A 25408-nucleotide genomic window follows, 5' to 3' on the forward strand; every position below is an offset into this window, starting at 1 on the left:
TGGAAAATGCAATATTCTTCCGCTTACAGCGTCAAAGTTAAAGGCTGTTCAGCGGTTTTTTAAAACGCCAAAACCGGTTCAGATGTGACGGTTTTAAATGGGCACGATATTCTTGACCCAAATCCAACAGCAATGAATCGATCTCATCCCTTTTGAGCGCTTGCAGCAATGGTGCAAACCAATTTTCTTCCAACTGCTGTAAAAGCGTAAGCCACTCATCCAACTGCAGATTATCCAACTTATCCGCAACACTATCCAAGCAGATAAAATGTTTATCTATTTCTCCATTGCCAGGGTCGGAAAAACCTGCAATCTGATTTAACCAGGCCTGGTAGCTTTCCGGTTCGGCACAATAATGGGATTGCGTTAAGTTAGCCATGCCCTGCAAGTATGCATGATTTGAATGAATGGACGCATCGGTTCTGATTAGCAGTTTATCAGCCTCTATTTTTCCCTCACCCCAAACCCAGACACTGTTGATTTCCGGCCAGCCTTGTTCTCTACGGGCTTCATTGACCGGATGGGTATAAAACAGCATTTGCGTTTCATTTAAAAGTTGACGCCAATACTGCGCGGCATTGCCTTTGGGGTAAAACGCATTAACCGATTGATAAGCCAGTTTTTCAATATCGGTCGTTTGAATATCAACCGGTTGTACAATCGATAGATACCAGTGCTGGCTACTCGCCCAAATTAGCTCAACCTTGTCTTCTGCAAAATGTGCATTAAATTTTTGCAAGAGAGCTTTTGATTCTTGCTCTGTAATCTGCAAAGCTTTGCCAGGAACCAAGACCAAGGTATCCCTGTCAGGAATCATTTGCACCGGGTCAACACTAAGCCAGAAATGATTGGGATTGAACTCATCGAGTTCCGCACTGGCCTTGGTTACAGCAATTGGCAAGCAACCAGGTTGATGAAACAAAAAACTGGCTTGCTCATAAAAACTTTGTGGCTTGACGGCGAACTTATCCGCTTTAGCCAGCAATGTCTGCAGTGCCGGCAGCTTTAGGTCTTTTAAAGAGGCTTGTGCCTCTTTAACCCTCAAAGCATCGAGTAAACCTGGTATCCATAAAGTAACCGCTTGTGACAAAACATCAACTCCCGCGCCTTACATCATATAAGCGCTAATCCAATAAAAAAGCCGGGCAAGCCCGACTTTATCAACATACTAATTCAGCTAACTTGCTAATCCTTGGCATTAATCTATTGAAATTAATCTATTGAAATTAATTCAAGAAAATGAACTTGTGAAAATCAATCGATCAAAACCAACTTACACAATTAACCCAAGGTTTCGATACGAATACGCATGATATCACCATCAATCGCATCTAACTCGGCGAGTGAAGCCAAAGCCTGGTTGATGCTCGACTCTTTAACCTTATTGGTGATTAACACTAATTTCGCATCGTCCGCTTTTTCACTAGAAGGTTCTTGATGCACATTCTCGATACTGATATCTGATTCCGCAAATACCGCTGAAACTTTTGACAATACGCCCTTTTGATCTTTGACTAAGCAGCGAATGTAGTAACAGCATTCGATTTCATCAATAGAGACGACTGGCGCTGACTCAAGTTGATCCGCAGCAAAACCAAGAGCCGGTACTTGATCGGCTTTCGGCTGGTCTTTCCAACGGATGATGTCGATAATATCCGCCACAACCGAACTGGCCGTTGGGCCAGCACCGGCACCTGGACCGTAATACATGGTTGGCCCAACGTGATTTCCTTTTGCCATAACCGCATTCATGACACCATTCACATTGGCGATCAAAACCTCTTTTGGCACCAAAGTTGGGTGTACACGTAATGAATAACCATTTTCGGCACGACTTGCGACGCCAAGATGTTTGATTTCATAACCCAGTTGTTGTGCAAAACGGATATCGTCTGCAGACACCTTACTGATTCCTTCGGTATATACTTTGTTGAATTGCAATTCGATACCAAAGGCAATCGAAGCTAAAATCGTCAATTTATGAGCGGCATCAATCCCTTCAACATCAAAAGTTGGATCGGCTTCTGCATAACCTAACTCTTGAGCGACTTTTAATACCTTGGCAAAATCAGCTCCCGGCTTTTTCATCTCAGTCAGAATGTAGTTACCAGTACCATTGATGATACCCGCAACCCATTCAATCTTATTGGCAGCAAGCCCTTCACGCATCGCCTTGATAACAGGAATCCCGCCCGCAACAGCGGCCTCGTAGCTGACAATCACATTATTTTCTCTTGCCAGTGCAAACAGACTATTACCATGCTCTGCTATTAACGCTTTATTAGCCGTTACAATGTGTTTACCATTTTTAATGGCGGTTTCAAGCAGTTCCTTTGCAAGCCCTGTACCCCCCATTAATTCAACCACGATATCCACTTCTGGATGATTGACAACATCAAACGTATTGTCCGTTAATGCAATACCGGCTGTATCTACACTTCGTGGGCGATTCAAATCCCTTACAGCAATGATGACAATCTCAATCGACTGGCCTAAGCGACGCTGGATTTCTGGCATGGTGTTTTGCAGAATATCAACCGTTCCACCACCTACAGTTCCTAATCCTAACAGCCCAACTTTGATTGTTTTCATTCTTTTTTCCTATTATTGCTTTAATTCTAATTTGTAATGAGATTTAGTCTTGCTTGATCAAACCGTCTTTGCGGAACATATCACGAATACCACGAATGGCTTGACGAGTACGATGTTCGTTTTCAATCAAACCAAAACGCACATGGTCATCTCCATAATCACCAAAACCAATACCTGGTGACACGGCCACTTTCGCTTCCGTCAATAGCTTTTTAGAGAATTCGATTGAACCCATCGCCTTGTACTCTTCAGGAATCGGCGCCCAGACAAACATGGTCGCTTTAGGTGGCTCTACCGGCCAACCAATCGAATTCAAGCCCTGGCACAACACATCACGACGTGCTTTATACATGTCCGAGATTTCTTGCACACACTCTTGCGGGCCTTCAAGAGCGGTGATCGCCGCAACTTGAATAGGCGTGAAGGTTCCGTAATCCAAATACGACTTCATACGCTTCAAGGCATTCACCAAGGTTGGATTCCCCACCATGAAGCCAACACGCCAACCTGGCATATTGTAACTTTTCGATAAGGTATAGAATTCAACTGCAATCTCTTTAGCGCCCTCTACCTGCATGATCGATGGAGCAACATAACCGTCAAAAGCGATATCGGCATAAGCTAAATCGTGAATGACCCAAATCTTATGTTCTTTGGCAATCGCAACGACTTTTTCAAAAAACTCTAAATCAACCGTTTGGGTTGTTGGGTTACCAGGAAAGTTTAAAACCAGCATTTTAGGCTTTGGCCAAGACTCTTTGATCGCTTTTTCCAACTCTTCAAAAAAGTCGACATCCGGCGTTAATTTCACGTGACGGATATCCGCACCGGCAATCACGAAACCATATGGATGAATCGGATAAGCCGGGTTAGGAACTAGAACCGTATCACCTTTATCGACTGTAGCCAAAGCTAAGTGAGCCAGACCTTCTTTAGAGCCGATAGTGACAACGGCCTCGGTCTCATAGTCCAACTCAACATCAAACTTGGTTTTATACCAGTTACAAATAGCTTTACGTAAACGGGGAATCCCTTGAGATACAGAGTAACGGTGAGTCCCTTCTCTCTGCACTACTTCAATAAGTTTATCAACGATATGCTTGGGTGTGTCCTGGTCAGGATTTCCCATACCGAAATCGATAATATCTTCACCTCTGCGGCGTGCTTCTGCTTTAAGCTCACCAACAATATTAAAAACATAAGGAGGAAGTCTGTTTATTCTTTGAAAATCGTCTGCCACGAAAGTATGCCTTCTATCAAGGGTCTCAGTTTCGGAAGCTATTGATTTTTAAGCTGTAAATCGGCTTTAAAAGGTATCAAATAGCGCATATCTTTATGTTGCTGAGAGGGAAAATAAATAAAGGAATAATGATACAGCATCCAGTTTTTTCGTCAATTGAAAATAACGTCTAAATCACCATTTTTAGGGAATTTGCACACATTCGAACAGCACTCAAAAGCTGCCGCATTCTACAAAATCCTGCCGAGATTCAACCTGATTTACTCAATCAATGCATTTTCAACTCAAAATAAGCTTACAATTCACTATAATCAATCGGCCAAAAATGAATGGCAAACCGATTAGACTCAAGCTTAAACACGATTAAAAACAGAGAATTCACCATGAAATTTACCGAACATCGCGACTCAAATGTATATGCTGTAAAAAAGTATCAACCTGGCATGGTAAAGGTAAACAACCTCGAATTTAACTCCAGCTGTTATATCACTCAAAAAAGCTATAAAGATGACTGGCAGTGCCCAGCCATATCAGCATTGAATACGGATTTGATGGATGAACTTTTGGCCGAAAAACCCGAAGTGATTATTTTAGGGACAGGTGAAACCCAGACTTTTCCTGAACCGTTGTTTTTCGCTTACTGCGCCGCACAAGGTGTGGGTTTGGAAGTTATGGCAAATGACGCTGCCTGCAGAACTTACAACGTCTTAACTACCGAAGACAGGGATATTGTTTTAGCTTTGATCATGGATGCTGAAGCAGACTGATTCTCTGCAAATAAAAAAGCGACCAGGCCTGGTCGCTTTCAATTTTAAAAGAACTGACTTGTAGAATAACAAACCACCCCTTATTCAAAAAACTACTTGTACTTCAAGACCTTCTTGATATCGACTTTACGACCTTGATAACGCGCTTCTAAATAAAGTTTAGGACGTTTTGTATTCCCGGTTGCTCCCATCAGAGCAACCTCCTGACCAGATTCGACATAATCCCCTTCTTTCACAAGCAATGCGCTGTTATGGGCGTAAATAGACATGTAATCATTATCATGCTTAATCACCAGCATCCAACCATAATTGATAATACCATTCCCTGAATAAACGACCTTACCAGGAGCAACCGCCTTGATTTTTTGACCTGGCACACCGTAAATTTCTAAAATGGACAGACCGGCGTTATCTCTTAAATATTTATAGGCCAAACCTTTGTGCATTGGCCAAATCCAGGAACGGTTCTTATTAGACGAGGTTTTTTTTGCTGTTTGAGGTTCATTACGAACTATCGCGGTAGCCGTGGTTTCTTTCTCCACAACCTTAGGTCTTGAAGAGGGGCTTTCCTTAACGATTACGGATTTGGGTGTAAGTGCCTCATTAAGCTGTTTGCTCTTTTCAATCTCTTTTGAAGAATGTGTATCAGCACTTACTACTGCTGTCTCTGCTGGTACACCCTCTTCATTAATCGGCAAAACAAGCTCTTGATTTACATAGATAATATAAGGCGGAAGTAACTCATTGTTTTTTGCGATAGCGGCAATAGTGGAATCGCATTTAACAGCGATACCGCTCAAAGTATCACCTGAAACAACTCGATATGGTGAATGGCAAGAGTGTGTATTTTGCAACCTCTGGGTCTGTTTTTCACCCGCCGTTGAATGCCTTGGCTCATATTTCGTAGGTGAGGAACAAGATGCCATCATTAAGCTCGCTGTCAATAAAGTGGTGAGTTTTAAAACAGGTTGCTTATATAAATTCATAGTCTTGTGATTCTTTTATTAATTGTATTAGTGGTTAGAGAGCATTTTAAAGCCGATATAAATCAGGACTAATACTACTAAGCCCCAACCAATCCAGTCAACCCATTTCCTGACGGTTGTTTCCATTTTTTCACCGCCCCAACGCATCAATCCGGCAACCAAGAAAAACCTAGCCCCCCTACCAATAAAAGAAGCGATAACAAATGGCACAAAAGCCATTGCACTGGCACCAGCAGTGATGGTGAATAGTTTATAGGGAACAGGACTGAAACCGGCGATGAACACGATCCATACCCCATACTCTGAAAACCACTGATTGATTTGGATGATTTTATCTTGATACCCTAAGGCTTCAATAGATGGCATCAATAAATCCATCGCCCAGTAACCGATGGCATAACCGAGAACGCCGCCTAAGATGGAAAAGATGGTGGTTAACCAGGCATAATAGAATGCTTTTTGAGGTTGAGCCAAACTCATTGGCATCAACATGACATCCGGTGGAATTGGAAAAAACGATGACTCTGCAAAACTTAATCCACCTAGATAAATAGGGGCTTTTTCATGCTTAGACCATTGCAAAGCTTTATCGTACAATGTTGTAAAAATCTTCAAGCCTCAATTCCCTCTTTCATCGGTACAAACATGACCTCTCCTAAACAGGTTTCAATTATCCCGTTCGGCGTTTTTTCAAATCCATAAAGCAACTGTTTCGTTTCACCAATCGGCATAACCAAGCGACCCCCCATCTTTAACTGGTTAATCAATTCTTGAGGAAGCTCCGCTGGAGAAGCAGCCGAAATAATGGCATCAAATGGCGCTTTATCAGGCCAACCCCAATGACCATCGCTTAATGAGAATTGAATATTATCCAACTCTAAAGTCTGCAAAACCCCCATGGCGCGTTCAGACAAGGGTTGAATACGTTCAACACTAAAAACCTCATCCACCAGCAAAGACAAAATAGCGGTTTGATAACCCGAACCTGTTCCAATCTCAAGCACTCGATTGATTGGCTGAGAGGTATCCAATAACCACTGAGTCATCTTGGCAACCACCCAAGGCTGGGAGATGGTTTGGCCATAGCCTATCGGCAAAGCGGTATCTTCATAAGATCGCGAAGCCATCGCTTCATCCAAAAACAGATGTCGTGGCACAATACGCATCACTTCAAGCACATTCGAGCTACTCACCCCTTTCTCAACCAGCCGATCGACCAATCGATTGCGAGTTCTTTGTGAAGTCATGCCCAAACCTTGGTGTTTTTCAAAAGCGGCATTAGGATATTGCATATAGTCGTTTCATATTTATTAGCGTTATTGATTAAGATAAGGCCGAGTAAAAGTAAAGTGAATTAATTACCCATTGATCCAAATCCAGGTTTAGGTATCGTTTAAATTGCCAAGCCCCTTTCCCACTCTTGTAAAGTAGCCATCATCTCATAATGGGTTAAGTCTATTTTTAACGGTGTAATTGAAGCATACCCTTGCTCAACCGCATAAAAGTCCGTCCCTTCACCGGCTTCTGCCGCCTCACCTGCTGGCCCTATCCAATAAATCGGCAATCCCCTTGGGTCATTTTGCTTGACCACCGGTTCGGAGATGTGACGGCGTCCTAAACGAGTCACCTTGATGCCTTTCAATTCGGCAGGAGGTACATCAGGCACATTGATATTGATAATGGTATCTTTTGAAAGTGCTAAAGAGGGTAAATCATTCAAAAACGTCAATAATACGTTGGCGGCGGTTTCAAAAAATTGATCGCCACAGAGGGAGATTGCAATTGAAGGTTTACCTAAAAAACGCCCTTCGGTGGCCGCGGCGACTGTCCCGGAATAAAGCACGTCATCCCCCATATTGGCTCCCGCATTAATCCCAGAAAGCACAATATCCGGTTGATAATCCAAACCACCATTCATCCCCAAATGAACACAGTCGGTCGGAGTACCGTTCACACTGTAAACATGACAACGTGGGTCATCACTGAGATTGGTATGCAGGTTCATTCGTAAAGGTTCAAGCAAAGTTAAGGAGTTACTCGCTGCACTACGGTTACGTTCTGGTGCCATGATATCTAAACGGGAAAATTCAATATTTTCACGCAGGCTTTGAAACACCGTTTGAATGCCTGGTGCAAAATAACCGTCATCGTTAGAGAGCAAAATTTTCATTCTGAAAATACCTTAAAAATATATATTTACCTGGTTTACAAAATACGGCCTTAAGCAAACTAGAGAAAAAATGAAATCTGGATTTAAAAAGCGAAACACTATATTTGCCTATCCTAAAAATTGTTTTTCTCTATAATTAATAGCTAATTGACCACACGGATTATATAGTTACAAACATGCCAACAGAAGATAAATCGCTATTTCTTGAAGCAATGCAAGGTGTTACCCCTTTGAACACGACTGAAAAGCGTGCCGAATACAACCCCAAGAAGGTTAACCAAGCACAAAAAGAAGTGTTAAAAAAGGTCAAACGTAAAGCCCAAAAGCAGTTGAACAGAGCGTCTGCTATAGCCAGCAATAAAGAATTACATATTGCCAAAGTTGGCGCTTTTGAAAAATTGCTGTACCACCAGAAAGGCATACGTTTACAGGAATTATCTAAACTTAAAAAAGGTGATTTCAGCGTTCAAGCGATATTGGACCTGCATGGACTCACCCAAGACAATGCCGAACAGAAGACCATTGAATTTGTTAGTCAGTGCTACCAAGACAAATATCGTTTCATCCGCATCATCCACGGCAAAGGTTATAACTCAGAGGACGAATTTCCTGTTTTGAAGAATTTAGTCAATCAGTTATTAAGACAAATTGATGGCGTAATTGCTTTTAGCAGCACACCTGAAAAAGATGGCGGTTCAGGCGCCGTCAATATCTTTTTAAGAGCCCACTAAACAAAAAAACAAGCTAAAATCCTATAACCACATATCAAACAACAACCAATAAAATCAACCACTTAGAAAGAAATATTGAAACCATTCAAAAGAGACTTGCTTTAAAATGGTTTTATTGCCCCGCTTGCTCCGAAATTGCACTATCTTCCGTCTTATGTAGAGATGACTCCTCTGACTTCAACTCAATCACCTGTACAAACACCTCATCCTTTTTGACCATACCTAAATTTTGCCTAGCCAGGGTTTCAATTGCCGATGGATTCGTTTGCAAGGATTTGATTTCTTCAGCTAATCTGGCATTAACCAGACGCTGCTCTTCGAGTGAAGTTTCAAGGGTTTTCAGCTGTTCCTGTAACGAAAAAAGCTCGCCAAGCCCTCCTTCGGAGGACAATAAGCGAGCTTGTAAAATCACAATCAGGACAGCTAATGCAAGATAAAGCTTTTTCACATTGCCAGGCCTGGTAACTTGTAATTACTTAAGGTTATAGAATGCATCTTTACCTGGGTAAATAGCCTCATCACCTAAAGCTTCTTCAATACGAATCAGCTGGTTGTATTTTGCGATACGATCTGTACGAGACAATGAACCCGTTTTAATCTGGCCACAACCTGTCGCTACCGCGATATCAGCGATTACCGTATCTTCTGTCTCACCTGAACGGTGAGAAACCACAGCGGTATAACCTGCTTTCTTAGCCATTGCAATAGCTTCAAAAGTCTCTGTCAAAGTACCGATTTGGTTGATTTTGATAAGAATAGAATTAGCGATTCCTTTCTCAATCCCTTCAGCCAAGATTTTAGGGTTGGTTACGAATAAGTCATCACCAACAATCTGTAGACGGTGACCATCTTTTTCAGTCTGGTACTTGAATCCATCCCAATCAGACTCATCCAAACCATCTTCGATTGAGATGATTGGGTATTTAGTCACCCAGCTAGACAACAAATCCACCATCTCTTTTGAAGTCAGAACTTTGTTTTCCGAACCTAAAGTGTACATACCGTCTTTATATAGTTCAGATGAAGCCGCATCCATTGCAATCATAATGTCTTCACCCGCTTTATAACCAGCGATTTCGATTGCTTCTAAAATAACAGTGATTGCTTCCTCGTTAGACTTAAGGTCTGGAGCAAATCCACCTTCATCACCAACTGCAGTGTTATAGCCTTTGTCGTGCAATACTTTTTTAAGTGCGTGGAAAACTTCAGCACCGTAACGAATCGCTTCAGACATGGTCGGCGCACCAACAGGCATAATCATGAATTCCTGGAAATCCACAGAGTTGTCAGCGTGCTCACCACCATTGATGATGTTCATCATTGGCACAGGCATCTTATAAGTATCTGTTTTTAGGTAAGCGTATAAAGGTAACCCTTTAGACTTAGCGGCAGCTTGAGCAGTCGCAATTGAAACCGCAAGGATGGCGTTTGCACCTAAACGTGCCTTATTGTGAGTACCATCAAGTTCAATCATGATGTTATCAATTGCAGCCTGGTCTGTTGCATCTTTCCCAACTAAAGCCGCTTTAATCTCAGTGTTGATATTGTTAACTGCCGTCAACACACCTTTGCCACCAAATTTAGACTTATCGCCATCACGCAATTCGATTGCTTCACGAGAACCGGTAGAAGCTCCTGATGGTGAAATACCTCGCCCCATCGATCCGTCTTCTAAAATGACGTCTGCTTCAACAGTTGGGTTACCACGAGAATCAATTACTTGACGTGCTTTAATATCTTTAATTAATGACATTCTTTTTGCCTTCCTACTTCTTTTAAAATTGTTTTAATCTTGATTATTTTATACAGCTATTATGACGTTCAAATGACAAACTTGCATCTAAACCGTTTAATTACCTAGTAAGCTATTTTCAATAAAACCTTGTTTTTTAACGACATCATCTAACATCTTCAACGTTTCCAACAACGGTTTTAAGTTACCTAGTGGCCACATATTAGGGCCATCGCTCAATGCTTTTTCAGGATCAGGATGCGTTTCCATAAACACGCCAGATACACCGGCTGCAATGGCCGCTCTGGCTAAAACTGGAACCATTTCACGCTGCCCACCCGATGTCGTACCTTGGCCGCCTGGCTGCTGTACAGAGTGAGTTGCATCAAACACAACAGGACAACCTGTTGAGCGCATAGAAGCCAATCCTCTCATATCAGAAACCAAGGTGTTGTAACCGAAAGAGGTACCACGGTCACACACCATGATATTCTCATTACCGACTTCATGCGCTTTTGCAACAACCTGATCCATATCCCAAGGCGCTTGAAACTGCCCTTTTTTGATATTGACAGGAATACCTTGACGACATACATTTTGAATAAAATTCGTTTGGCGTACCAGGAATGCTGGCGTCTGCATCACATCAACCACTGAAGCGACTTCTTCCAAAGGGGTGTCTTCATGCACATCGGTCAAAACCGGCACACCGATTTCATCTTTTACTTTTTGCAGAATACGAAGCCCTTCCTCGACACCCAAACCTCTAAAGCTTTTGGTCGAAGAACGATTGGCTTTATCGTATGAGGATTTGTAAATAAACGGAATTCCTAGCGAATCAGTAATCTCTTTCAGTTGTCCGGCAGTATCAATAGCCAACTGTTCAGACTCGATAACACAAGGTCCCGCGATAAGGAAAAAAGGTTGGTCGATACCAACATCAAAGCCGCATAATTTCATTTTTTAACCTTTTGCTTTGTAGGCATTAGCCGCTTCTACAAACGCCGTAAATAGAGGATGTCCGTTTCTTGGAGTCGATGTGAACTCTGGATGGAACTGGCAAGCCACAAACCATGGATGGTCAGCAACCTCAACCGTTTCAACCAGGTTACCATCTTCAGAACGCCCGGAAATAACCAGCCCAGCCGCTTCAAGCTTAGCCACATAACCGTCGTTCACTTCATAACGGTGACGGTGACGCTCACGAATCACATCGGAGCCATAGACTTCACGCAACTTAGAACCGGCCTTAAGCACACAGTTTTGTCCACCTAGACGCATGGTTCCACCTAAATCGGCATCTTCGGTACGCTCAACAACATGACCATTCTCATCCGTCCACTCAGTAATCAAAGCGACAACAGGATGCGGAGTATTAGGATTAAGTTCGCTGCTATGCGCGTCTTTCAATCCAGCGACATTACGAGCATACTCAACCACGGCCATTTGCATACCCAGGCAAATACCTAAATAAGGGATTTTATTTTCACGTGCGTGCTGAATGGCTAAAATCTTACCCTCAACACCACGTTCACCAAAACCGCCTGGTACTAAAATTGCATCTTTATCTTTTAAAGCACCTAAACCTTCTGTCTCTAAAGATTCAGAATCGATGTAGTCGATATTTACACGGGTATTGGTATGGATACCCGCATGGATTAAGGATTCGATAAGTGACTTATACGCCTCGGTCAGATCGACATATTTACCAACCATGGCGATTTCAACGGTTTTAGACGGATTAAGCTGTGCTTGAACCACGTCATCCCAATCTGATAAATCAGCCGGCTTGGCATCAATCCCCAAACGCTTGACAACAAGGTCATCCAACCCCTGTTCATGTAGCATACGAGGCACCGCATAGATGGTGTTCGCATCTAATGAGCTGATAACCGCTTTTTCTTCAACATTGGTAAATAAGGCAATCTTGCGTTTTTCACTCTCTTCAAGCGCCATTTCAGAACGGCAAATAAGTACGTCTGGCTGAATCCCGATTGAACGTAACTCTTTCACAGAGTGTTGAGTCGGCTTGGTTTTAACTTCACCAGCAACCGCGATATACGGTAACAAAGTCAAATGCATAAATAATGCTCTATCACGCCCGACTTCGATACTTAATTGACGAATCGCTTCCAAGAAAGGGAGAGATTCGATATCACCTACCGTTCCACCGACTTCAACCAGCGCCACATCAAAACCTTTAGCCGCACTCAAAATACGCTTTTTGATTTCATCCGTAATATGAGGGATAACCTGAACGGTTCCACCTAAATAATCTCCACGGCGTTCATTACGGATAACCGTCTCATAAACCTGACCAGTAGAGAAACTATTACGGCGGGTGAAATGGCGCTGAACAAAGCGCTCATAGTGACCTAAATCTAAATCGGTTTCGGCACCATCGTCCGTGACAAAAACTTCACCGTGTTGAAGCGGACTCATAGTCCCTGGATCAACGTTAATATACGGATCCATCTTAAGCATGCTCACCTTTAGGCCACGAGCTTCTAACAATGCACCCAAAGATGCCGCTGCAATGCCCTTTCCTAAAGAAGAAACTACACCACCTGTTACAAATATAAATTTAGTCATCAACACACACTTTTTAGAAGTTTTGAAATTACGATTGAGGGTAATCAGAATGGAAGGGAATTATAGCTTATAGCAGTACTTTCAGCAATGAATTAATTTAACTATAAAAGACTTAGTTGAGGTTATTTAAGCTAAAAAATGCAAAAAATAAACACAAAATTATTTTGAATAAAAATCGTTGCCTTGATTTATAAAATCCCCATCAATTTCATGCGCTGCCAATAGCTCAACCCCACTTGCTCTGTTTTATCTAACACAGCATCCTTTTGCAAAGATTCAAGTTTCAATCCACCTGCATCACCATCAGCACATCGTTCACAACCCAACACAAAAACCGTTTTATCAGCCAACTCAATCACAGGCCAAAACTCACGCTCCCAAACGGGGATATCATTGGATTGAAAAAACTTTTTCAATTGCTTCCTATTGACCTGGTCATCAGCTTTGATTGAGCGCAACTTTACTTTAGAAAAAGAACATAAACCACTGTTTTTGAAAACAAATAACTCGCTATAAGCTTCAACCACATCTTGTCTTTCGCTATCAACATCCGCAACCCCCTCTAACCCAATAGAGGCCAATTCACACTCTTTTTCAAATGGTTTTGGCATGTTAGCCAGATAGTACAACCTAGTTTTATACAACCTCAACTCACCTTTACTGAGCTGATAACCATAATTCTGATTCTGACTGCTTGTGAAATTGAGGAAGGCATCTAAAATCCACTCATAGTGCGCCGAATTTAAAACAACACCCGGCCAGTATCTCTTTAACCAAAAACGAATGATATTTTTTTGTTCAACCCATTCAAGCTCCTCAATATCGACCAATTCAATAAAACAGCTCGAGAACTTAAGCTGTTTTAACGAGTTACCAGCCAATTTATCAAGCAACTTTGAGGCCTCTTGCATATGTATTGCGGTACTGGCAAGCGTTGACTGCGCTATAGGCCAAGTCGATTCAATTTCCGGTAATAGTTTATGGCGAACATAGTTGCGCCTAAAACGTATTTCGGCATTACTCTCATCAACCACATGCCTCAACTGATAATATTCAGCATAATCTTGCAAGCAACGATAGGGTATATTCAATAAAGGCCGAATATGCTGATATTTAAAAACATCTCCAGATTGCACCATTTTTACCTTGGGCATGGCCGCCAAACCATTGACCCCACTGCCTCTAAACAGGTTAAGTAAAAACGTTTCCGCCTGATCTCTTTGATGATGACCGGTAAGCAGATATGAATCCGGCTTACTCGCTTTTTTAATGATACTTTCAAAAGCTTGGTAACGTAGCTTTCGCGCCTTAGACTCTAACCCTTCCCGACTATAACTACCCAATTCGATATCGATAGAGATAAATTCCACTTGCAATGAAGAACAGACCTCTCGGCAGTGTTCTCGCCACGCCAAAGAATCTTTTTGAATACCATGATTAACATAAATGGCGGTTAATGAAACATAACCATGTTTGGCTTGCCTCTGACCAGCTAAAGCATGCAGTAACACACTGGAATCCAAGCCGCCACTAAAAGCTAAATAGAGTTGTGAATCAGGATTGATACTGGATAAAAAGCATTGAACCGCTTCCTGAACAGGAGCGTTTTTATTAGAAAAGATAAAGGAATCACCCATAAACACCTCTAAGAAAAGAGGTGTTTAACAGAGCGAGAATTAAGCTGATTCAAAATTCCCATAACCCATATATCGTTGATATCTTGTTGCTACCAACTCTTCGATAGGTTTGGCCTTCAATGCGTTCAACTGAGCGATTAACGCATTTTTCACACTCTGAGCAGACGCTTCATGATCTCGATGAGCTCCACCCAATGGTTCTGGAATGATTTCATCAACCAATCCTAATGATTTCAAACGTGTTGCAGTAATCCCTAACGCTTCAGCCGCATCGGGTGCATTCGCTGCATTTTTCCATAGAATGGAAGCACAACCTTCTGGAGAAATAACAGAATAAGTGCTGTATTGCATCATCATGGTCACATCACCGACACCAATCGCCAAAGCCCCACCAGAACCACCTTCACCAATCACGGTACAAATAATAGGCGTTTTCAACTCAGACATCTCGATTAAGTTTCTCGCAATCGCTTCACTTTGACCACGTTCTTCTGCGTTGATACCTGGATACGCACCTGGGGTATCGATAAACGTAACAACAGGAATATGGAAACGCTCAGCCATTTTCATCAAACGTAACGCTTTACGATACCCCTCAGGACGTGGCATACCAAAGTTACGACGAATCTTCTCTTTGGTGTCACGGCCTTTTTCTTGAGCGATAACCATAACTGATTGACCATTTAATCGAGCAATACCTGCAACAATCGCTTCATCATCGGCAAAAGCACGATCACCATGCAACTCTTTGAAATCCGTAAAAATCGATTTAATATAGTCCAATGCATAAGGGCGTTGTGGATGACGTGACACCTTAGCGATTTGAACATCACTCAATTTTTTGAAAATTGACTCAGTTAAATTTTTACTCTTTGCTTCTAAAGCTGAGATTTCCTGTAATAAATTCATATCTGCGCCATCTAAATGGCGAAGTTCATCAATCTTGGCTTCTAATTCGGCAATAGGCTGTTCAAAATCTAAAAAATCAAGTTTCATATTATTTTTTGTCCGTCTTATAAATAGAGGGTTATGCAATTCAGAGCATTTTACCAAAGTTGCATACTTAATTGCATATGTACATCGGTATTTTGCCAATAAATTTTAAATCTCTGCCGATATCAAATTAATGACAATATCGGCATTAATCCTTGAAGAGCACTTGCGTTTATTAAAATTCCCTTTAGAATCCTCTACTTCCAAATTTCAGGCTCCGTTTAAGAGTTACCAAAAACAATACACTTAGGACTACATCATGCTTCCCAAAACGTTTACCAAAACCTCTACAACCACAACTTTAATCGCATTATCACTGGTATCAGTCAATGCTTTTTCTGCAACGAACACCTCAAAGAATGGATTGTCTGGAACAGGTGAACTGGGCTTTAGCGATAGTACTGGTAATACCGTAAACACCTCTTTATACGGTGCTTTAAAGTTAAATTACACCCAAAAGAACTATATAATCAAATCCGCAATTGAAGCCGATTACAAATCAGAAAACGGCACTCAAACTCAAGAACGCTATATTGTCAATATCCAAGGAAACCGTTATTACTCGGAAGACAAATCTTACTATAGCTTTGTTGGTGCACGATTTGAAAAGAACAAATTCGCTGATATTGAATTAGACAGCACTTTCTCTCTAGGTCTGGGTAAAACTCTTTATAAAACCGAACAGACCAATCTGAATGGTGAAGTCGGCTTAGGTTATCAAAACACCGACTATGTAACTAAAGGTGCTGATTCAGACTCACAAGTAGTCGGCATTGCTAAACTAGACTTCAGCCACCAAATCAACCAACAAGTTGCGTTCACGCAAGATTTATCGGTTAGCGCCGGGGAAAAACAAACTAAATTTGAGAGCAATACCGGCTTTAAAATAAAAGTGGCGGAAAAGATGAACTTAAAAGCGTCTTATAAATATCGTCACAATGATAGCCCGGCTCCAGGAACCAAGAAAACGGATACACAAACGGTCTTGACTTTAATCTACGATTTTTAAATAAACCAAAACCGCAAACAACGTCATCATGGATGATTAAACAAAAAAAGCTCGCGAATCACATTCAGCGAGCTTTTTTTATTTTCAAGGCTATGAACAATAAATCCCCTGGCCTACCCAGTTTAAATTACGACAAGGCAAACCCTGCTGACTTAACTTGATTCGCCTGTTCGTAAATATCCAACAATGCTTGATGCCTTTGACTATTGGTGAAAATATCCAACCCTAAATCCTGGCCATCGAACAATAGATCCCCCTCAATATGCAACCAGGCCTGGTCATTTAACGCATCACCAAACAAGAGCTTGGTTGCATCTTTATCAACACAGTCTTCAACCATCATCTCTAAACAATACTTTAAGGCGTTATATTTAACCAACCATTTGCTATTTGGATTAACAAAATAGATGGCATCCTGAATCGCTTCAAAAGCACTGTCGTAATCTTTATCGGCCAACAATGCCCAAAATTTTAACTCGACGATTTTAAGTTCTGCCCAGAACGTTCCCGGATCAGGCATCAAGCCGATTAGGGAAGCGACCCCTTGATGGTCACTAAAACCTAAATCATCAATTAGATTGACTAAACCGGAATAGTCTTGAGAGTTTGGCAAATCGATAAGCGCTTCTCTTAATAAACGCCCTATATTTTGGTTACTGTCAATTAACTCTTCTGTTGGATAGATTTCAGACATGCCTGGCACAATAATCCTGCAGGCTTCAAAACCACAGTGATTGTAATTCGCCACAAAAACTTGCGTCTCTTGCTGTACGACCAAATCGCATAACTTATCCCATTGAGTTTGGGTATCTCCTGAAAAATCCCAATTCACAAATTCAAAATCATAATTTTGAGAGATGAAGTTTGCATGAATCAAACCGCTTGAATCGATGAAATGATTTTCAATATTCTCATCTTCCGCTACCGCATAAGCATCAAACACGGGTAATTGGAAACCGTCCAGATTCTCCAAATGTCTACCCTGTAGAGATTCCGTTAATGTCCTCTCCAAAGCCACTTCAAAAATAGGGTGTGAACCGAACGATGCAAAACACGTTCCCGTCTTCTGCTCAAATAGCGTGACATTGATGACTGGGAAATGCCCACCCAATGAAGCATCTCGCATTGAAACCTCGATACCGGCGGCTTTTAACGCTTCAACCGCTTCAATAATCGCTGGAAACGCCTCAACCACTTCATAAGGGATTTCCGGCAAACATAAGTTCTCACGTAAAATCTTATTCTTAACCCAGCGTTCAAAAATCTCGGACAAACCTTGAACCTGCGCTTCTAAAGCGGTATTACCAGCCGAAAGACCATTACTCGCATAGAGGTTGCTAAGCAAATTCATCGGGAAATAAACAACCTCTTGAGTCTCATTGTTTTTTAATGGAATCGCTTTAACGGTATCTTCTGAATCATTAAAGCTGAGCAGTTCATTGAAACCAAGCTCATCGGTGCTGTTATAAAACGACCATAATTCAGACGTTAAACATTCATTGATAGTCTGTTCGGTAAAATGCTTTTCATCAGGATAATATAACCAGGCCTGGTCGGTTTTCTTAACGCTTAACCAGTAATCTGAAAAGAAATAGTTGGTAGATAAACGCTCCAAATATTCACCTAAAGCACTTGCCAAAGTCGATTTACGACTGGTTCCCTTTCCATTGGTAAATAGTCCCGGGCAACGCTTATCATTAATATGTAAAGAAAAAACGTTATTTACAGGGTTTAACCAAGAAGCCTCATCAATCTCAAAATCCATTTTTCTCAAGGTAGATTGCATACGTGCTATGGAGTCTTCTAAACAGGCATCCTTGCCTTTTATATAGGTTAATTCACTCATTTTCTTCAACTTTATCCAAAGGGTTAAAAGGGGGTGTTTTTAAATTTTTCTTATTATCAGTAAGATTTTAATTGGCATCTATATATTTAATACCGAGAATCTAAATAATCTTTAAAATAGAACGAACTACACGTGGTTTTGTGTACTTCAATAATAATTTATTTAGCAGGGCAAAACTTATGAAAAATGTAAATTCCATATCTAATAAATCTGCTTTAAAACTACAAGTAATTGGTAGTCTAAGCATTGCATTGTTTTCAAGCAACAGCTTTGCAGAAGAACCTCATCCGGGCAAAGTATTGCTTGATGCGGCTAACTGCATGAAATGTCACTCATCCAAGCCATATAATCCGCAAAAAACAACCTCTTACCCAAAACTGGTAGCTGCCGTGTCGTTTTGTAATGAAAATTTGAATACAGGCATGTTCGAAGATGAAGTTGAGCAAGTGGCGGACTATCTAAACCAAACTTATTACCACCACCCAAAAGATTAGCTTTAGATTGGCTTTGCAATTAGCTTATTCAAAGCTATTTTTTAAAGCTACTTTCTAGCAAACACTTCAATATACTTTCTAAGCTGCGCCAAATCTTCTGGGGCAGCTTGATCAATCCCCTCCTGATGAAGCTGTGATTTTGCATCATCCACAACCTTATCAATCGCTTCAATCAAAAAGTATTGTCGGGTACTTTTTGCTATTTGTTTCCAATCACGCTGCTTACTAAACCAGGTACGCTTTAAGATTGCATCTGCATCAAACAACTCTTGTACCCTGGCTAAGGTTTTAACCATCGGTGCAATGCTTTCAAATGCTTGCAATGGACGACCATAATCACCATAGAAACTCATTCGGTCTAAACGCGCCAACTCAAAAGCGGGAACCATATCTTGCAAACCATTCAACTTTGCTTGTTTTTCCGCTTCTTGGATACGCTCCGCGTTCAACATCGGCGCATCTGATTTCCAGCGACCAAAAACAATATAAAGATTGTTTCTTTCAATAAAGTACGACTTACCATAACCCAATTCTAAAGCATCTTTGTGCGAGACCAAATAGTCTAATTTTTGTGATTCGAGTTTAGTGGTATCTGTCCAAAGCTCCCAAACCTGAGCCATATCATCACCGCTTGTAGTTGTTTCATGTTTCACCATAGGCACACAAGAAACGCCATAATCATGGCCTTCAACATAGTCCAAAACCGAAATTTTGTAATCACCATTGGGCATAACCTTGTTGACCTTACCCACAATAAAAGCGTCATCTTTAATATTGGGTGCGGGATAAGCAACAAATATAGTATCCCCCACGGAGAAGCTCGGAGTGGGTTCAACAGCATTCGCTTTGCCTAACATAAGACAAACAACAAGTAAGCTTCCCAAAATTGCTAGCTGTTTATATACATGTTTCATTTTCAAGCCTTTTTAAAGTTTAACTGCCAAAACATCACATTTAGCATGATTGATAACCGAGTTAGCTGTAGAACCAATAAGGGCCTTAAGCCCGGAGGCACCGTGAGTTCCCATGACAATGAGATCGCTTTGCCTTTGTTCCGCATACTTAACAATATCACTGCTCGGCAACCCTTCTATGGTTCGATAATCTGAGATATCAAATTGTTGCGCCAACGATTGTAATTTTTTATTAGATACCTCTATCAGAGTCCTACCTATCTCTTCATCCCAAATTCCTGGCATACCCATTACAGCGATGTCTTCCAAAATCGGATAAGTCGGTATTTCCACCACATGAATCAATTCAATATCCGCACCACATCGGTTTGCCATATTTTTTGCTTTGAGAACCGCTTTGTGGCTATTTTCAGAAAAATCTACCGCCACTAAGATCTTTTTATACATTTCAAGATTATCGACTTCGGTATTCATAATTTTGATCTCCCAGAGTTCACTTCAATTTTGGGCAAATACGTTATTCACAATAACTGTGGATAAGCTTGTGTGTAATAAAAAATTAACTTTAAAAAACCTTTTAAAGTCTTATAGTTCGCCATTCATGCTTAAAATTTAGGCAGTATTTTGTTATCAAAACAACAATCATATTTAAAGCCGTTTTGGTAATTTTTTATGCCGTTTTAAGCAATTATTTAACTTGCTTTTTCAACTTACGTTCTTCAATAGTGTCTGCGATATGATTACGTAAATATAATGGATTAGGGATAGATTTTTCTAGAGACATCGCGGCTTGTCTATCTCTTAACGCCAACCTGGCAATCGAAACGGCATTAGGGAGTGTAGCATGCCACTCTGTAAACAATGCTTTAAGCTGTGGATACTCGGTCTCGATATCCCCTACCCCTATTACACCATTCACCCCTAACCATTCTTGTACTTTATCGGGTGAAATTAATATTGGTTCTCTTGCGGTTATTTTCTCTGTTTCAGCACAATACTCACCAACCATTAAGTAAACTTCATTCATACGCGCATCAAGTAAAGCCGCCCATTCAACATCAACATTGGGTTTTTCACTATGAAACACCTCTTCAGCCATCGCCAATAATGAAGAAACAGCGACCACAGGCTTGTTCCAACCTAAAGCCAACCCTTGTATCACTCCAGAAGCTATCCGTATTCCGGTAAAAGCCCCCGGCCCCTCTCCATAAGCAAGTAAATCAACCGCACTTGAATCAATTCCAGCTTCAAGCAACACCTCATCAACCATCGCTAATACTCTATGCGCATGCTTTTGCGGCAGGATTTCATGACGTGAGTAGGTTTTATCCTTATATATCAGGGCGACAGAACAAGCGGCTGTTGATGTTTCAATAGCGAGTACATTCGGCATAGTAGTTTGTGGCATCGTTAAGGCAACCCTTTATTTTCTATGTTTAACTATATTATTAATTAGATTGAAGAATTCATTATCGAATTTTTTTCATACAAACAGCATAAAAAGTTACTTCAATCTTTCGATTGCTTGACTGGCGTCATACACCCAAGGGAAATCCGGCAAGCTCTGTCTAATGGTATTGCCGTAACCTTTAGTTGATAAACGAGGGTCACACAACATTAAAACACCGCTATCACTGACATCACGAATCAAACGTCCAGACCCCTGCTTCATGGCAATGACCGCTTCGGGCAATTGAAAATGCGCAAAACCATTTAGTCCCTTCTCTTTCAGGTAAGCTTCCCTGGCTTGCACAATGGGATCATCCGGCGGTGCAAAAGGAATACGGTCAATGATAACGAGTTTTAAATCATCCCCTTTAACATCGACCCCTTCCCAAAAACTACTGGTTCCGAGCAGGATGGCACTATCAGAGTCTTTAAATCGCTGTAACAAGGTGAGTTTGGGTAAATCCCCTTGCACCAGAAGCTGTCCATCCCAATGACGTTCCAATATCGCCTTAGCCTCCTGCATTGCCTTATGGCTGGTGAAGAGCATGAAAGCATGTCCATTACTCGCTTTCAGCAATGGCCAAGCCGCCCTCAGCAAGACTTTAATGTATTCACTGCTTCTTGGTTCAGGCAATCCGATGGGATGATAGACCACACCTTGTTTTTGGTAGTCAAACGGGCTTTTCCAACAAGATGTTTTCGCATTATCCAGCCCAAGACGTTTAGCGAAATAATCAAAATTATTTCTTACACTCAAGGTTGCCGAAGTGAATAACCATGCACCGCCGATTTCTTCTCTTTGGCGACTGAATGGTCCTGCGACACTTAGCGGTGTCAGGTTAAATTTAAAACGTGCTTGCGAAGATTCAATCCAGCGAATTTTGTTTTCCGATTGACTTGTCAACCAATCATTAAACTGGGTCAATAACTCCTGACTACGTTTATGAACCGCAGTCAGTTGCTTTCCCCTCTCGACCACGACTTTAAGTTCACCAATAACCAGGGTTAACACATCGATGAATCGCTTGATGGCGACTTGAAAAACCTTCTCATCCTGAAGTTGATTCCAGGTCCAACGTTTTTCCCACTTGCCCAATGCCTCATTGATTAGCTTTACCTGCTCTTCCAGCATGCTAGCCAAATCACTAATCTTTTTGGTTTCTGGCGCTTCGACCTTTTGAGCTTGCTTAATATCCCTAACCAGCTCTTCTAACTGCACACGGGAGATAGAGAAGCCTAGAAACTGCGCAGCAATATCGGGCAATTGATGGGCTTCATCGAAAATATAGATATCGGCATCGGGAAGGATCTCTCCATAACCCTGTTCGCGTAACGATAAATCAGCACAGAAAAGGTGATGATTAACCACCAACACTTGAGATTCGAGCGCTTTTTGCTTGACGATAGGATAAAAACATCCGGAATCTTGATGGCATTCCGTTGCTTGGCAAAACTCCATGCGAGCACAAACCTTACGCCAAATAGGATCCGATTCTGGAACCAATTCCAATTCCGCCTTATCACCACTAAGGGTTTTGTTGTCAACCCAATCCCGAATTTGTGATAGTTTTTTCCAATCCAGTTTACTATGTTGCTCTACCGTTTCGGTAACTTCCAAACGCTGGGGGCAGACATAATTATCACGCCCTTTGAGCAGGCGTGCCTTGCCAGCAATTTCACAGGCTTTGAAGAGTATCGGCAAATCTTTTTGCACCAGCTGTTCTTGAAGAGTCTTGGTTGCCGTGGAGACAATGACTTTTTTACCTGACAATAAGGCTGGAACTAGATAGGCGAATGTTTTACCCGTACCGGTTCCCGCCTCTGCCAGAAGAGTTTCATCCTCTTCGATTAAAGCCATGACTTCGTTAGCCATATCGATCTGTGCTTGTCTAGGAGCGTAACCTTCCACCAGTTTTGATAAGGTACCTTCACTACCTAATACACAATCAATGGTTAGATTCGATGCGGTCTTGTTCTTATCGGTAGATGGCTTCATATTTTGACGAGTATACAATTGGTAAAAAGAGTTGAATAAAAGCCAAATTATACGCTAAACAACACTATATACAGTAGCGTGAGTCGCATTTATGCGGTAATAAACACAAAATAATCGAAATATGAATGTTTTTTAATAGTTTGCTAGACAACGCCAAATTATGTCGTTATAATCCGCGACTTCAAATTTGAACTTAAGTCGAATTGGTTTTGAATATTCGGCAAATTTAAAATGGATATATCTGATGAAAATTTTATCTTCTTTAAAATCAGCTAAAACACGTCATAAAGACTGTCAAGTTGTTAAACGTCGTGGAAAAGTTTACGTAATTTGTAAAACTAACCCTAAATTCAAAGCGCGTCAGCGTTAATATTTAGGTTCCATTACAAGAAAAGGCGCACTGATCATGCGCCTTTTTTTATGCCTGGCTATTTGTATTTATATCTCACCATTGCCATTCATAAAATGAACTCCAGTTTGACTTTTGAGCCCACTCAAAAGCCACCAGAACGATGTTTTAATACATCATTGACTCAACCAGTCAATAAAGTCCGTTTCTACTTTCATAATCGTTTCCACAATCAAATCGGTATCCACCTTCCCGATAAAGTAATTGGCCCCCATGGCAATCACTTCTCTACTGTTGTTTTCACTTGTCATCGAAGTATGCACAATCACTGGCATAGGTTTGCTTCTAGGGTTTTCCCTTAATTCACGAATAACCGTATGTCCGGACGCGACAGGCATCTCTAAATCGGTAAACACCATAGAAATATCGTTTAATGACTCTTTTTTATCGATGTAGTCCAACAAGAGTCTTCCATTATCAAAACAGATGTATTTCAAACCTAATTGATCGAACACCATGCCCATATACTTTTGAATTGACTTGCTATCTTCCGCAAATAGAATGGTTTTATCGTAGATTTCTTGCCTAAAGTCATGCTCGACTTTACTGACATCCTTAGCAGAAGCGAAGATTTTTTCTGCCATGGTAGGCATGGCTTCAATCAACAATTTCTCTATATCCAAAATAAAACACAAGGTATCACTGTTTTGTAGATAGGTATGGTTAACGATTTGATTAGTATTGACGTTGACATTGTAATTACCCGCCGGATGAATATCAGACCAGTTTTTCTCTTCAACACCGTGGATATGCGAAACACGTAAACCTACAAAGTTATGACTGAAATCGGAAACGATGATAATAGACTTTTCTCGCTCCTCTTCGGTCATCTCAAACCCCATCCATTTAGGTAGGTTAATGACTGGCAAGTAAACACCACGTAACTCGATCATACCCTCAATCAATGGGTTTGCATCAGGCATCTCTGATACGTCATAAGCTCTAGCCTCAAGAACTTCTCGCACCTTGAAAACATTCATTCCATAGTATGGTGGTTGATAATTTTCTTTAGGAAATTGAACCTGAAAAATCATCAGACTCATCTGATTGTTTTTACTTAATTGGGCGGTCTTTTCAACCTGCTCTAAAGTTGTCGACATAGCAATCGCCTTATTTGAGTTAAGCTAAGAATATGCAATCTAGAAATGTAATATTCATTATTTTCATCTTATACAATTGAATTCTAGAACATCATTTGTATAGTTACCAGGCCTGGTAATTTTATAAATCCCATTAACACAGTTCTTTAACTGGTTTGAATGACTTTCTATAACCAGGAATCATGCCAAATTGTTTTAAAGCCGTTAAATGTTTGGCTGTAGGATAACCTTTATGTTGATCAAAACCGTATTTTGGATATTTTTCATGTAATTCCAACATCTGCCTATCTCGATAGACCTTGGCTAAAATAGAAGCAGCACTGATTTCCATGACCTTGTCATCCCCTTTGACAACCGACTGGCAGGAATGAGCAATCTTTGGGCAACGATTGCCATCAACATAAACTTGCGAAATGGCCAAACCTTGTTCAACAAGCCCAGACACCGCTCGTTGCATAGCCAACATGGTTGCATGCAGTATATTCAACTCATCAATTTCTTCTGGAGTTGCTACCGCAATGGAATAACCGACAGCTTCCTGTTTAATTAATTCAGCCAAAGCATCGCGTTTTTTTTCACTGAGTTTTTTGGAATCTCTTAATGGTAGTTCGCAACCAATCGGCAAGATGACGGCACAGGCGACAACATCACCAATCAAAGGGCCGCGCCCTACTTCATCAACCCCAACCGTCGTACCACTTAAACTTTGGAAATCGTGGTTTGTCGAATTCTCAAACAGGTTTTGTTGCAT

At 41.1% G+C, this 25408-nt stretch carries 25 protein-coding genes; 5 read left to right on the forward strand and 20 right to left on the reverse strand.

Translation table 11 applies throughout. The features are described 5' to 3' along the window. Positions 1 to 37: 37 nt before the first annotated feature. From L6421_RS06050 to alaC, 3 genes are all read right to left on the reverse strand, one after another. Entirely contained in the window at positions 38 to 1090 is a 1053-nt protein-coding gene (locus L6421_RS06050; RefSeq protein WP_237260507.1) for a hypothetical protein, read from the reverse strand. A 191-nt stretch (positions 1091 to 1281) separates the two neighbouring features. Next, on the reverse strand, positions 1282 to 2592 hold the full coding sequence (locus tag L6421_RS06055) for a homoserine dehydrogenase (RefSeq protein ID WP_237260509.1): 1311 nt from the start codon (positions 2590 to 2592) through the stop codon (positions 1282 to 1284). 43 nt (positions 2593 to 2635) lie between these two features. Further along, on the reverse strand, positions 2636 to 3832 hold the full coding sequence (gene alaC, locus L6421_RS06060) for an alanine transaminase (RefSeq protein ID WP_237260511.1): 1197 nt from the start codon (positions 3830 to 3832) through the stop codon (positions 2636 to 2638). Between the two features lie 383 nt (positions 3833 to 4215). On the opposite strand from alaC, the gene L6421_RS06065 reads away from it, so the two are divergent. Continuing rightward, the gene (locus L6421_RS06065) at positions 4216 to 4599 is read left to right on the forward strand and encodes an Mth938-like domain-containing protein (protein WP_237260513.1); all 384 of its coding nucleotides are present in this window, start codon (positions 4216 to 4218) and stop codon (positions 4597 to 4599) included. Between the two features lie 92 nt (positions 4600 to 4691). On the opposite strand, the gene L6421_RS06070 is transcribed toward L6421_RS06065, so the two are convergent. The 4 genes from L6421_RS06070 to surE form a co-directional block, all read right to left on the reverse strand. Further along, positions 4692 to 5585, reverse strand: coding sequence for a peptidoglycan DD-metalloendopeptidase family protein (locus L6421_RS06070; protein ID WP_237260515.1), 894 nt, complete (start codon positions 5583 to 5585; stop codon positions 4692 to 4694). Positions 5586 to 5612: 27 nt separating this feature from the next. Beyond that, a complete protein-coding gene (locus tag L6421_RS06075) occupies positions 5613 to 6200 on the reverse strand; it encodes a YqaA family protein (RefSeq protein ID WP_237260517.1) in 588 nt (195 codons plus the stop codon). Next, complete coding sequence (locus L6421_RS06080; RefSeq protein WP_237260519.1) at positions 6197 to 6877, reverse strand: protein-L-isoaspartate(D-aspartate) O-methyltransferase; 681 nt, start codon at positions 6875 to 6877, stop codon at positions 6197 to 6199. Before L6421_RS06080 ends, L6421_RS06075 begins: the two co-directional genes overlap by 4 nt. A 101-nt stretch (positions 6878 to 6978) precedes the next feature. Continuing rightward, positions 6979 to 7755: a 5'/3'-nucleotidase SurE gene (surE, locus tag L6421_RS06085; RefSeq protein ID WP_237260521.1), complete on the reverse strand. Its 777-nt coding sequence runs from the start codon at positions 7753 to 7755 to the stop codon at positions 6979 to 6981. A 176-nt stretch (positions 7756 to 7931) separates the two neighbouring features. On the opposite strand from surE, the gene L6421_RS06090 reads away from it, so the two are divergent. Next, positions 7932 to 8486 carry a Smr/MutS family protein gene (locus tag L6421_RS06090; protein ID WP_237260523.1) on the forward strand — a complete coding sequence of 185 codons (555 nt, stop codon included), beginning with the start codon at positions 7932 to 7934 and terminating at the stop codon, positions 8484 to 8486. 112 nt (positions 8487 to 8598) lie between these two features. On the opposite strand, the gene L6421_RS06095 is transcribed toward L6421_RS06090, so the two are convergent. The 6 genes from L6421_RS06095 to L6421_RS06120 form a co-directional block, all read right to left on the reverse strand. Then, the gene (locus L6421_RS06095; protein WP_237260525.1) at positions 8599 to 8934 is read right to left on the reverse strand and encodes an FtsB family cell division protein; all 336 of its coding nucleotides are present in this window, start codon (positions 8932 to 8934) and stop codon (positions 8599 to 8601) included. Between the two features lie 24 nt (positions 8935 to 8958). Next, positions 8959 to 10239, reverse strand: a complete 1281-nt coding sequence (gene eno / locus L6421_RS06100; protein ID WP_237260527.1) for a phosphopyruvate hydratase — start codon at positions 10237 to 10239, stop codon at positions 8959 to 8961. Positions 10240 to 10335: 96 nt separating this feature from the next. After that, positions 10336 to 11178: a 3-deoxy-8-phosphooctulonate synthase gene (gene kdsA / locus L6421_RS06105; RefSeq protein ID WP_237260529.1), complete on the reverse strand. Its 843-nt coding sequence runs from the start codon at positions 11176 to 11178 to the stop codon at positions 10336 to 10338. Between the two features lie 3 nt (positions 11179 to 11181). Then, complete coding sequence (gene pyrG / locus L6421_RS06110; protein WP_237260531.1) at positions 11182 to 12810, reverse strand: CTP synthase; 1629 nt, start codon at positions 12808 to 12810, stop codon at positions 11182 to 11184. A gap of 188 nt (positions 12811 to 12998) precedes the next feature. Next, positions 12999 to 14447, reverse strand: coding sequence for a tRNA lysidine(34) synthetase TilS (gene tilS / locus L6421_RS06115; protein WP_237260533.1), 1449 nt, complete (start codon positions 14445 to 14447; stop codon positions 12999 to 13001). 39 nt (positions 14448 to 14486) lie between these two features. Continuing rightward, positions 14487 to 15443 (reverse strand): acetyl-CoA carboxylase carboxyltransferase subunit alpha, encoded by a 957-nt coding sequence (locus tag L6421_RS06120; RefSeq protein WP_237260535.1) that lies wholly within the window; start codon positions 15441 to 15443, stop codon positions 14487 to 14489. Between the two features lie 256 nt (positions 15444 to 15699). Between L6421_RS06120 and L6421_RS06125 the strand changes: the two genes are divergently transcribed. Then, positions 15700 to 16449: a DUF481 domain-containing protein gene (locus L6421_RS06125; protein WP_237260537.1), complete on the forward strand. Its 750-nt coding sequence runs from the start codon at positions 15700 to 15702 to the stop codon at positions 16447 to 16449. Positions 16450 to 16576: 127 nt separating this feature from the next. Here L6421_RS06125 and ycaO read toward each other — a convergent pair whose 3' ends face one another. Continuing rightward, positions 16577 to 18295 (reverse strand): 30S ribosomal protein S12 methylthiotransferase accessory factor YcaO, encoded by a 1719-nt coding sequence (gene ycaO, locus L6421_RS06130; RefSeq protein WP_237260539.1) that lies wholly within the window; start codon positions 18293 to 18295, stop codon positions 16577 to 16579. Between the two features lie 179 nt (positions 18296 to 18474). Here ycaO and L6421_RS06135 point away from each other — a divergent pair, with 179 nt between their 5' ends. After that, entirely contained in the window at positions 18475 to 18789 is a 315-nt protein-coding gene (locus L6421_RS06135; protein ID WP_237260541.1) for a hypothetical protein, read from the forward strand. Positions 18790 to 18836: 47 nt separating this feature from the next. Here L6421_RS06135 and L6421_RS06140 read toward each other — a convergent pair whose 3' ends face one another. From L6421_RS06140 to yoaA, 4 genes are all read right to left on the reverse strand, one after another. After that, positions 18837 to 19703, reverse strand: coding sequence for a hypothetical protein (locus L6421_RS06140; RefSeq protein ID WP_237260543.1), 867 nt, complete (start codon positions 19701 to 19703; stop codon positions 18837 to 18839). A 12-nt stretch (positions 19704 to 19715) separates the two neighbouring features. Continuing rightward, positions 19716 to 20177 (reverse strand): universal stress protein, encoded by a 462-nt coding sequence (locus L6421_RS06145; RefSeq protein WP_237260545.1) that lies wholly within the window; start codon positions 20175 to 20177, stop codon positions 19716 to 19718. A 214-nt stretch (positions 20178 to 20391) separates the two neighbouring features. After that, positions 20392 to 21111 (reverse strand): tRNA (adenosine(37)-N6)-threonylcarbamoyltransferase complex dimerization subunit type 1 TsaB, encoded by a 720-nt coding sequence (tsaB, locus tag L6421_RS06150; protein ID WP_237260547.1) that lies wholly within the window; start codon positions 21109 to 21111, stop codon positions 20392 to 20394. Between the two features lie 96 nt (positions 21112 to 21207). Beyond that, a complete protein-coding gene (gene yoaA / locus L6421_RS06155; protein WP_237260549.1) occupies positions 21208 to 23148 on the reverse strand; it encodes a DNA repair helicase YoaA in 1941 nt (646 codons plus the stop codon). A gap of 244 nt (positions 23149 to 23392) precedes the next feature. On the opposite strand from yoaA, the gene ykgO reads away from it, so the two are divergent. Further along, positions 23393 to 23518 (forward strand): type B 50S ribosomal protein L36, encoded by a 126-nt coding sequence (gene ykgO / locus L6421_RS06160; RefSeq protein ID WP_029407609.1) that lies wholly within the window; start codon positions 23393 to 23395, stop codon positions 23516 to 23518. A 155-nt stretch (positions 23519 to 23673) separates the two neighbouring features. Here the strand turns inward: ykgO and L6421_RS06165 are convergent, their stop codons facing one another. Both L6421_RS06165 and rnhB read right to left on the reverse strand, forming a co-directional pair. Continuing rightward, the gene (locus L6421_RS06165; protein WP_237260550.1) at positions 23674 to 24657 is read right to left on the reverse strand and encodes a chemotaxis protein CheV; all 984 of its coding nucleotides are present in this window, start codon (positions 24655 to 24657) and stop codon (positions 23674 to 23676) included. Between the two features lie 133 nt (positions 24658 to 24790). Next, positions 24791 to 25408: a ribonuclease HII gene (rnhB, locus tag L6421_RS06170; RefSeq protein ID WP_237260551.1), complete on the reverse strand. Its 618-nt coding sequence runs from the start codon at positions 25406 to 25408 to the stop codon at positions 24791 to 24793.

The organism is Thiomicrorhabdus immobilis, assembly GCF_021654855.1.
GTDB lineage: Bacteria > Pseudomonadota > Gammaproteobacteria > Thiomicrospirales > Thiomicrospiraceae > Thiomicrorhabdus > Thiomicrorhabdus immobilis.

Coding starts and splice junctions, on each gene's coding strand:
- L6421_RS06055 (WP_237260509.1), bottom strand. CDS start 2,592: ATGAAAACAATCAAAGTTGGGCTGTTAGGATTAGGAACTGTAGGTGGT.
- L6421_RS06065 (WP_237260513.1), top strand. CDS start 4,216: ATGAAATTTACCGAACATCGCGACTCAAATGTATATGCTGTAAAAAAG.
- L6421_RS06070 (WP_237260515.1), bottom strand. CDS start 5,585: ATGAATTTATATAAGCAACCTGTTTTAAAACTCACCACTTTATTGACA.
- L6421_RS06080 (WP_237260519.1), bottom strand. CDS start 6,877: ATGCAATATCCTAATGCCGCTTTTGAAAAACACCAAGGTTTGGGCATG.
- surE (WP_237260521.1), bottom strand. CDS start 7,755: ATGAAAATTTTGCTCTCTAACGATGACGGTTATTTTGCACCAGGCATT.
- L6421_RS06090 (WP_237260523.1), top strand. CDS start 7,932: ATGCCAACAGAAGATAAATCGCTATTTCTTGAAGCAATGCAAGGTGTT.
- eno (WP_237260527.1), bottom strand. CDS start 10,239: ATGTCATTAATTAAAGATATTAAAGCACGTCAAGTAATTGATTCTCGT.
- kdsA (WP_237260529.1), bottom strand. CDS start 11,178: ATGAAATTATGCGGCTTTGATGTTGGTATCGACCAACCTTTTTTCCTT.
- pyrG (WP_237260531.1), bottom strand. CDS start 12,810: ATGACTAAATTTATATTTGTAACAGGTGGTGTAGTTTCTTCTTTAGGA.
- tilS (WP_237260533.1), bottom strand. CDS start 14,447: ATGGGTGATTCCTTTATCTTTTCTAATAAAAACGCTCCTGTTCAGGAA.
- L6421_RS06120 (WP_237260535.1), bottom strand. CDS start 15,443: ATGAAACTTGATTTTTTAGATTTTGAACAGCCTATTGCCGAATTAGAA.
- L6421_RS06125 (WP_237260537.1), top strand. CDS start 15,700: ATGCTTCCCAAAACGTTTACCAAAACCTCTACAACCACAACTTTAATC.
- ycaO (WP_237260539.1), bottom strand. CDS start 18,295: ATGAGTGAATTAACCTATATAAAAGGCAAGGATGCCTGTTTAGAAGAC.
- L6421_RS06135 (WP_237260541.1), top strand. CDS start 18,475: ATGAAAAATGTAAATTCCATATCTAATAAATCTGCTTTAAAACTACAA.
- L6421_RS06140 (WP_237260543.1), bottom strand. CDS start 19,703: ATGAAACATGTATATAAACAGCTAGCAATTTTGGGAAGCTTACTTGTT.
- L6421_RS06145 (WP_237260545.1), bottom strand. CDS start 20,177: ATGAATACCGAAGTCGATAATCTTGAAATGTATAAAAAGATCTTAGTG.
- tsaB (WP_237260547.1), bottom strand. CDS start 21,111: ATGCCACAAACTACTATGCCGAATGTACTCGCTATTGAAACATCAACA.
- yoaA (WP_237260549.1), bottom strand. CDS start 23,148: ATGAAGCCATCTACCGATAAGAACAAGACCGCATCGAATCTAACCATT.
- ykgO (WP_029407609.1), top strand. CDS start 23,393: ATGAAAATTTTATCTTCTTTAAAATCAGCTAAAACACGTCATAAAGAC.
- L6421_RS06165 (WP_237260550.1), bottom strand. CDS start 24,657: ATGTCGACAACTTTAGAGCAGGTTGAAAAGACCGCCCAATTAAGTAAA.
- rnhB (WP_237260551.1), bottom strand. CDS start 25,408: ATGCAACAAAACCTGTTTGAGAATTCGACAAACCACGATTTCCAAAGT.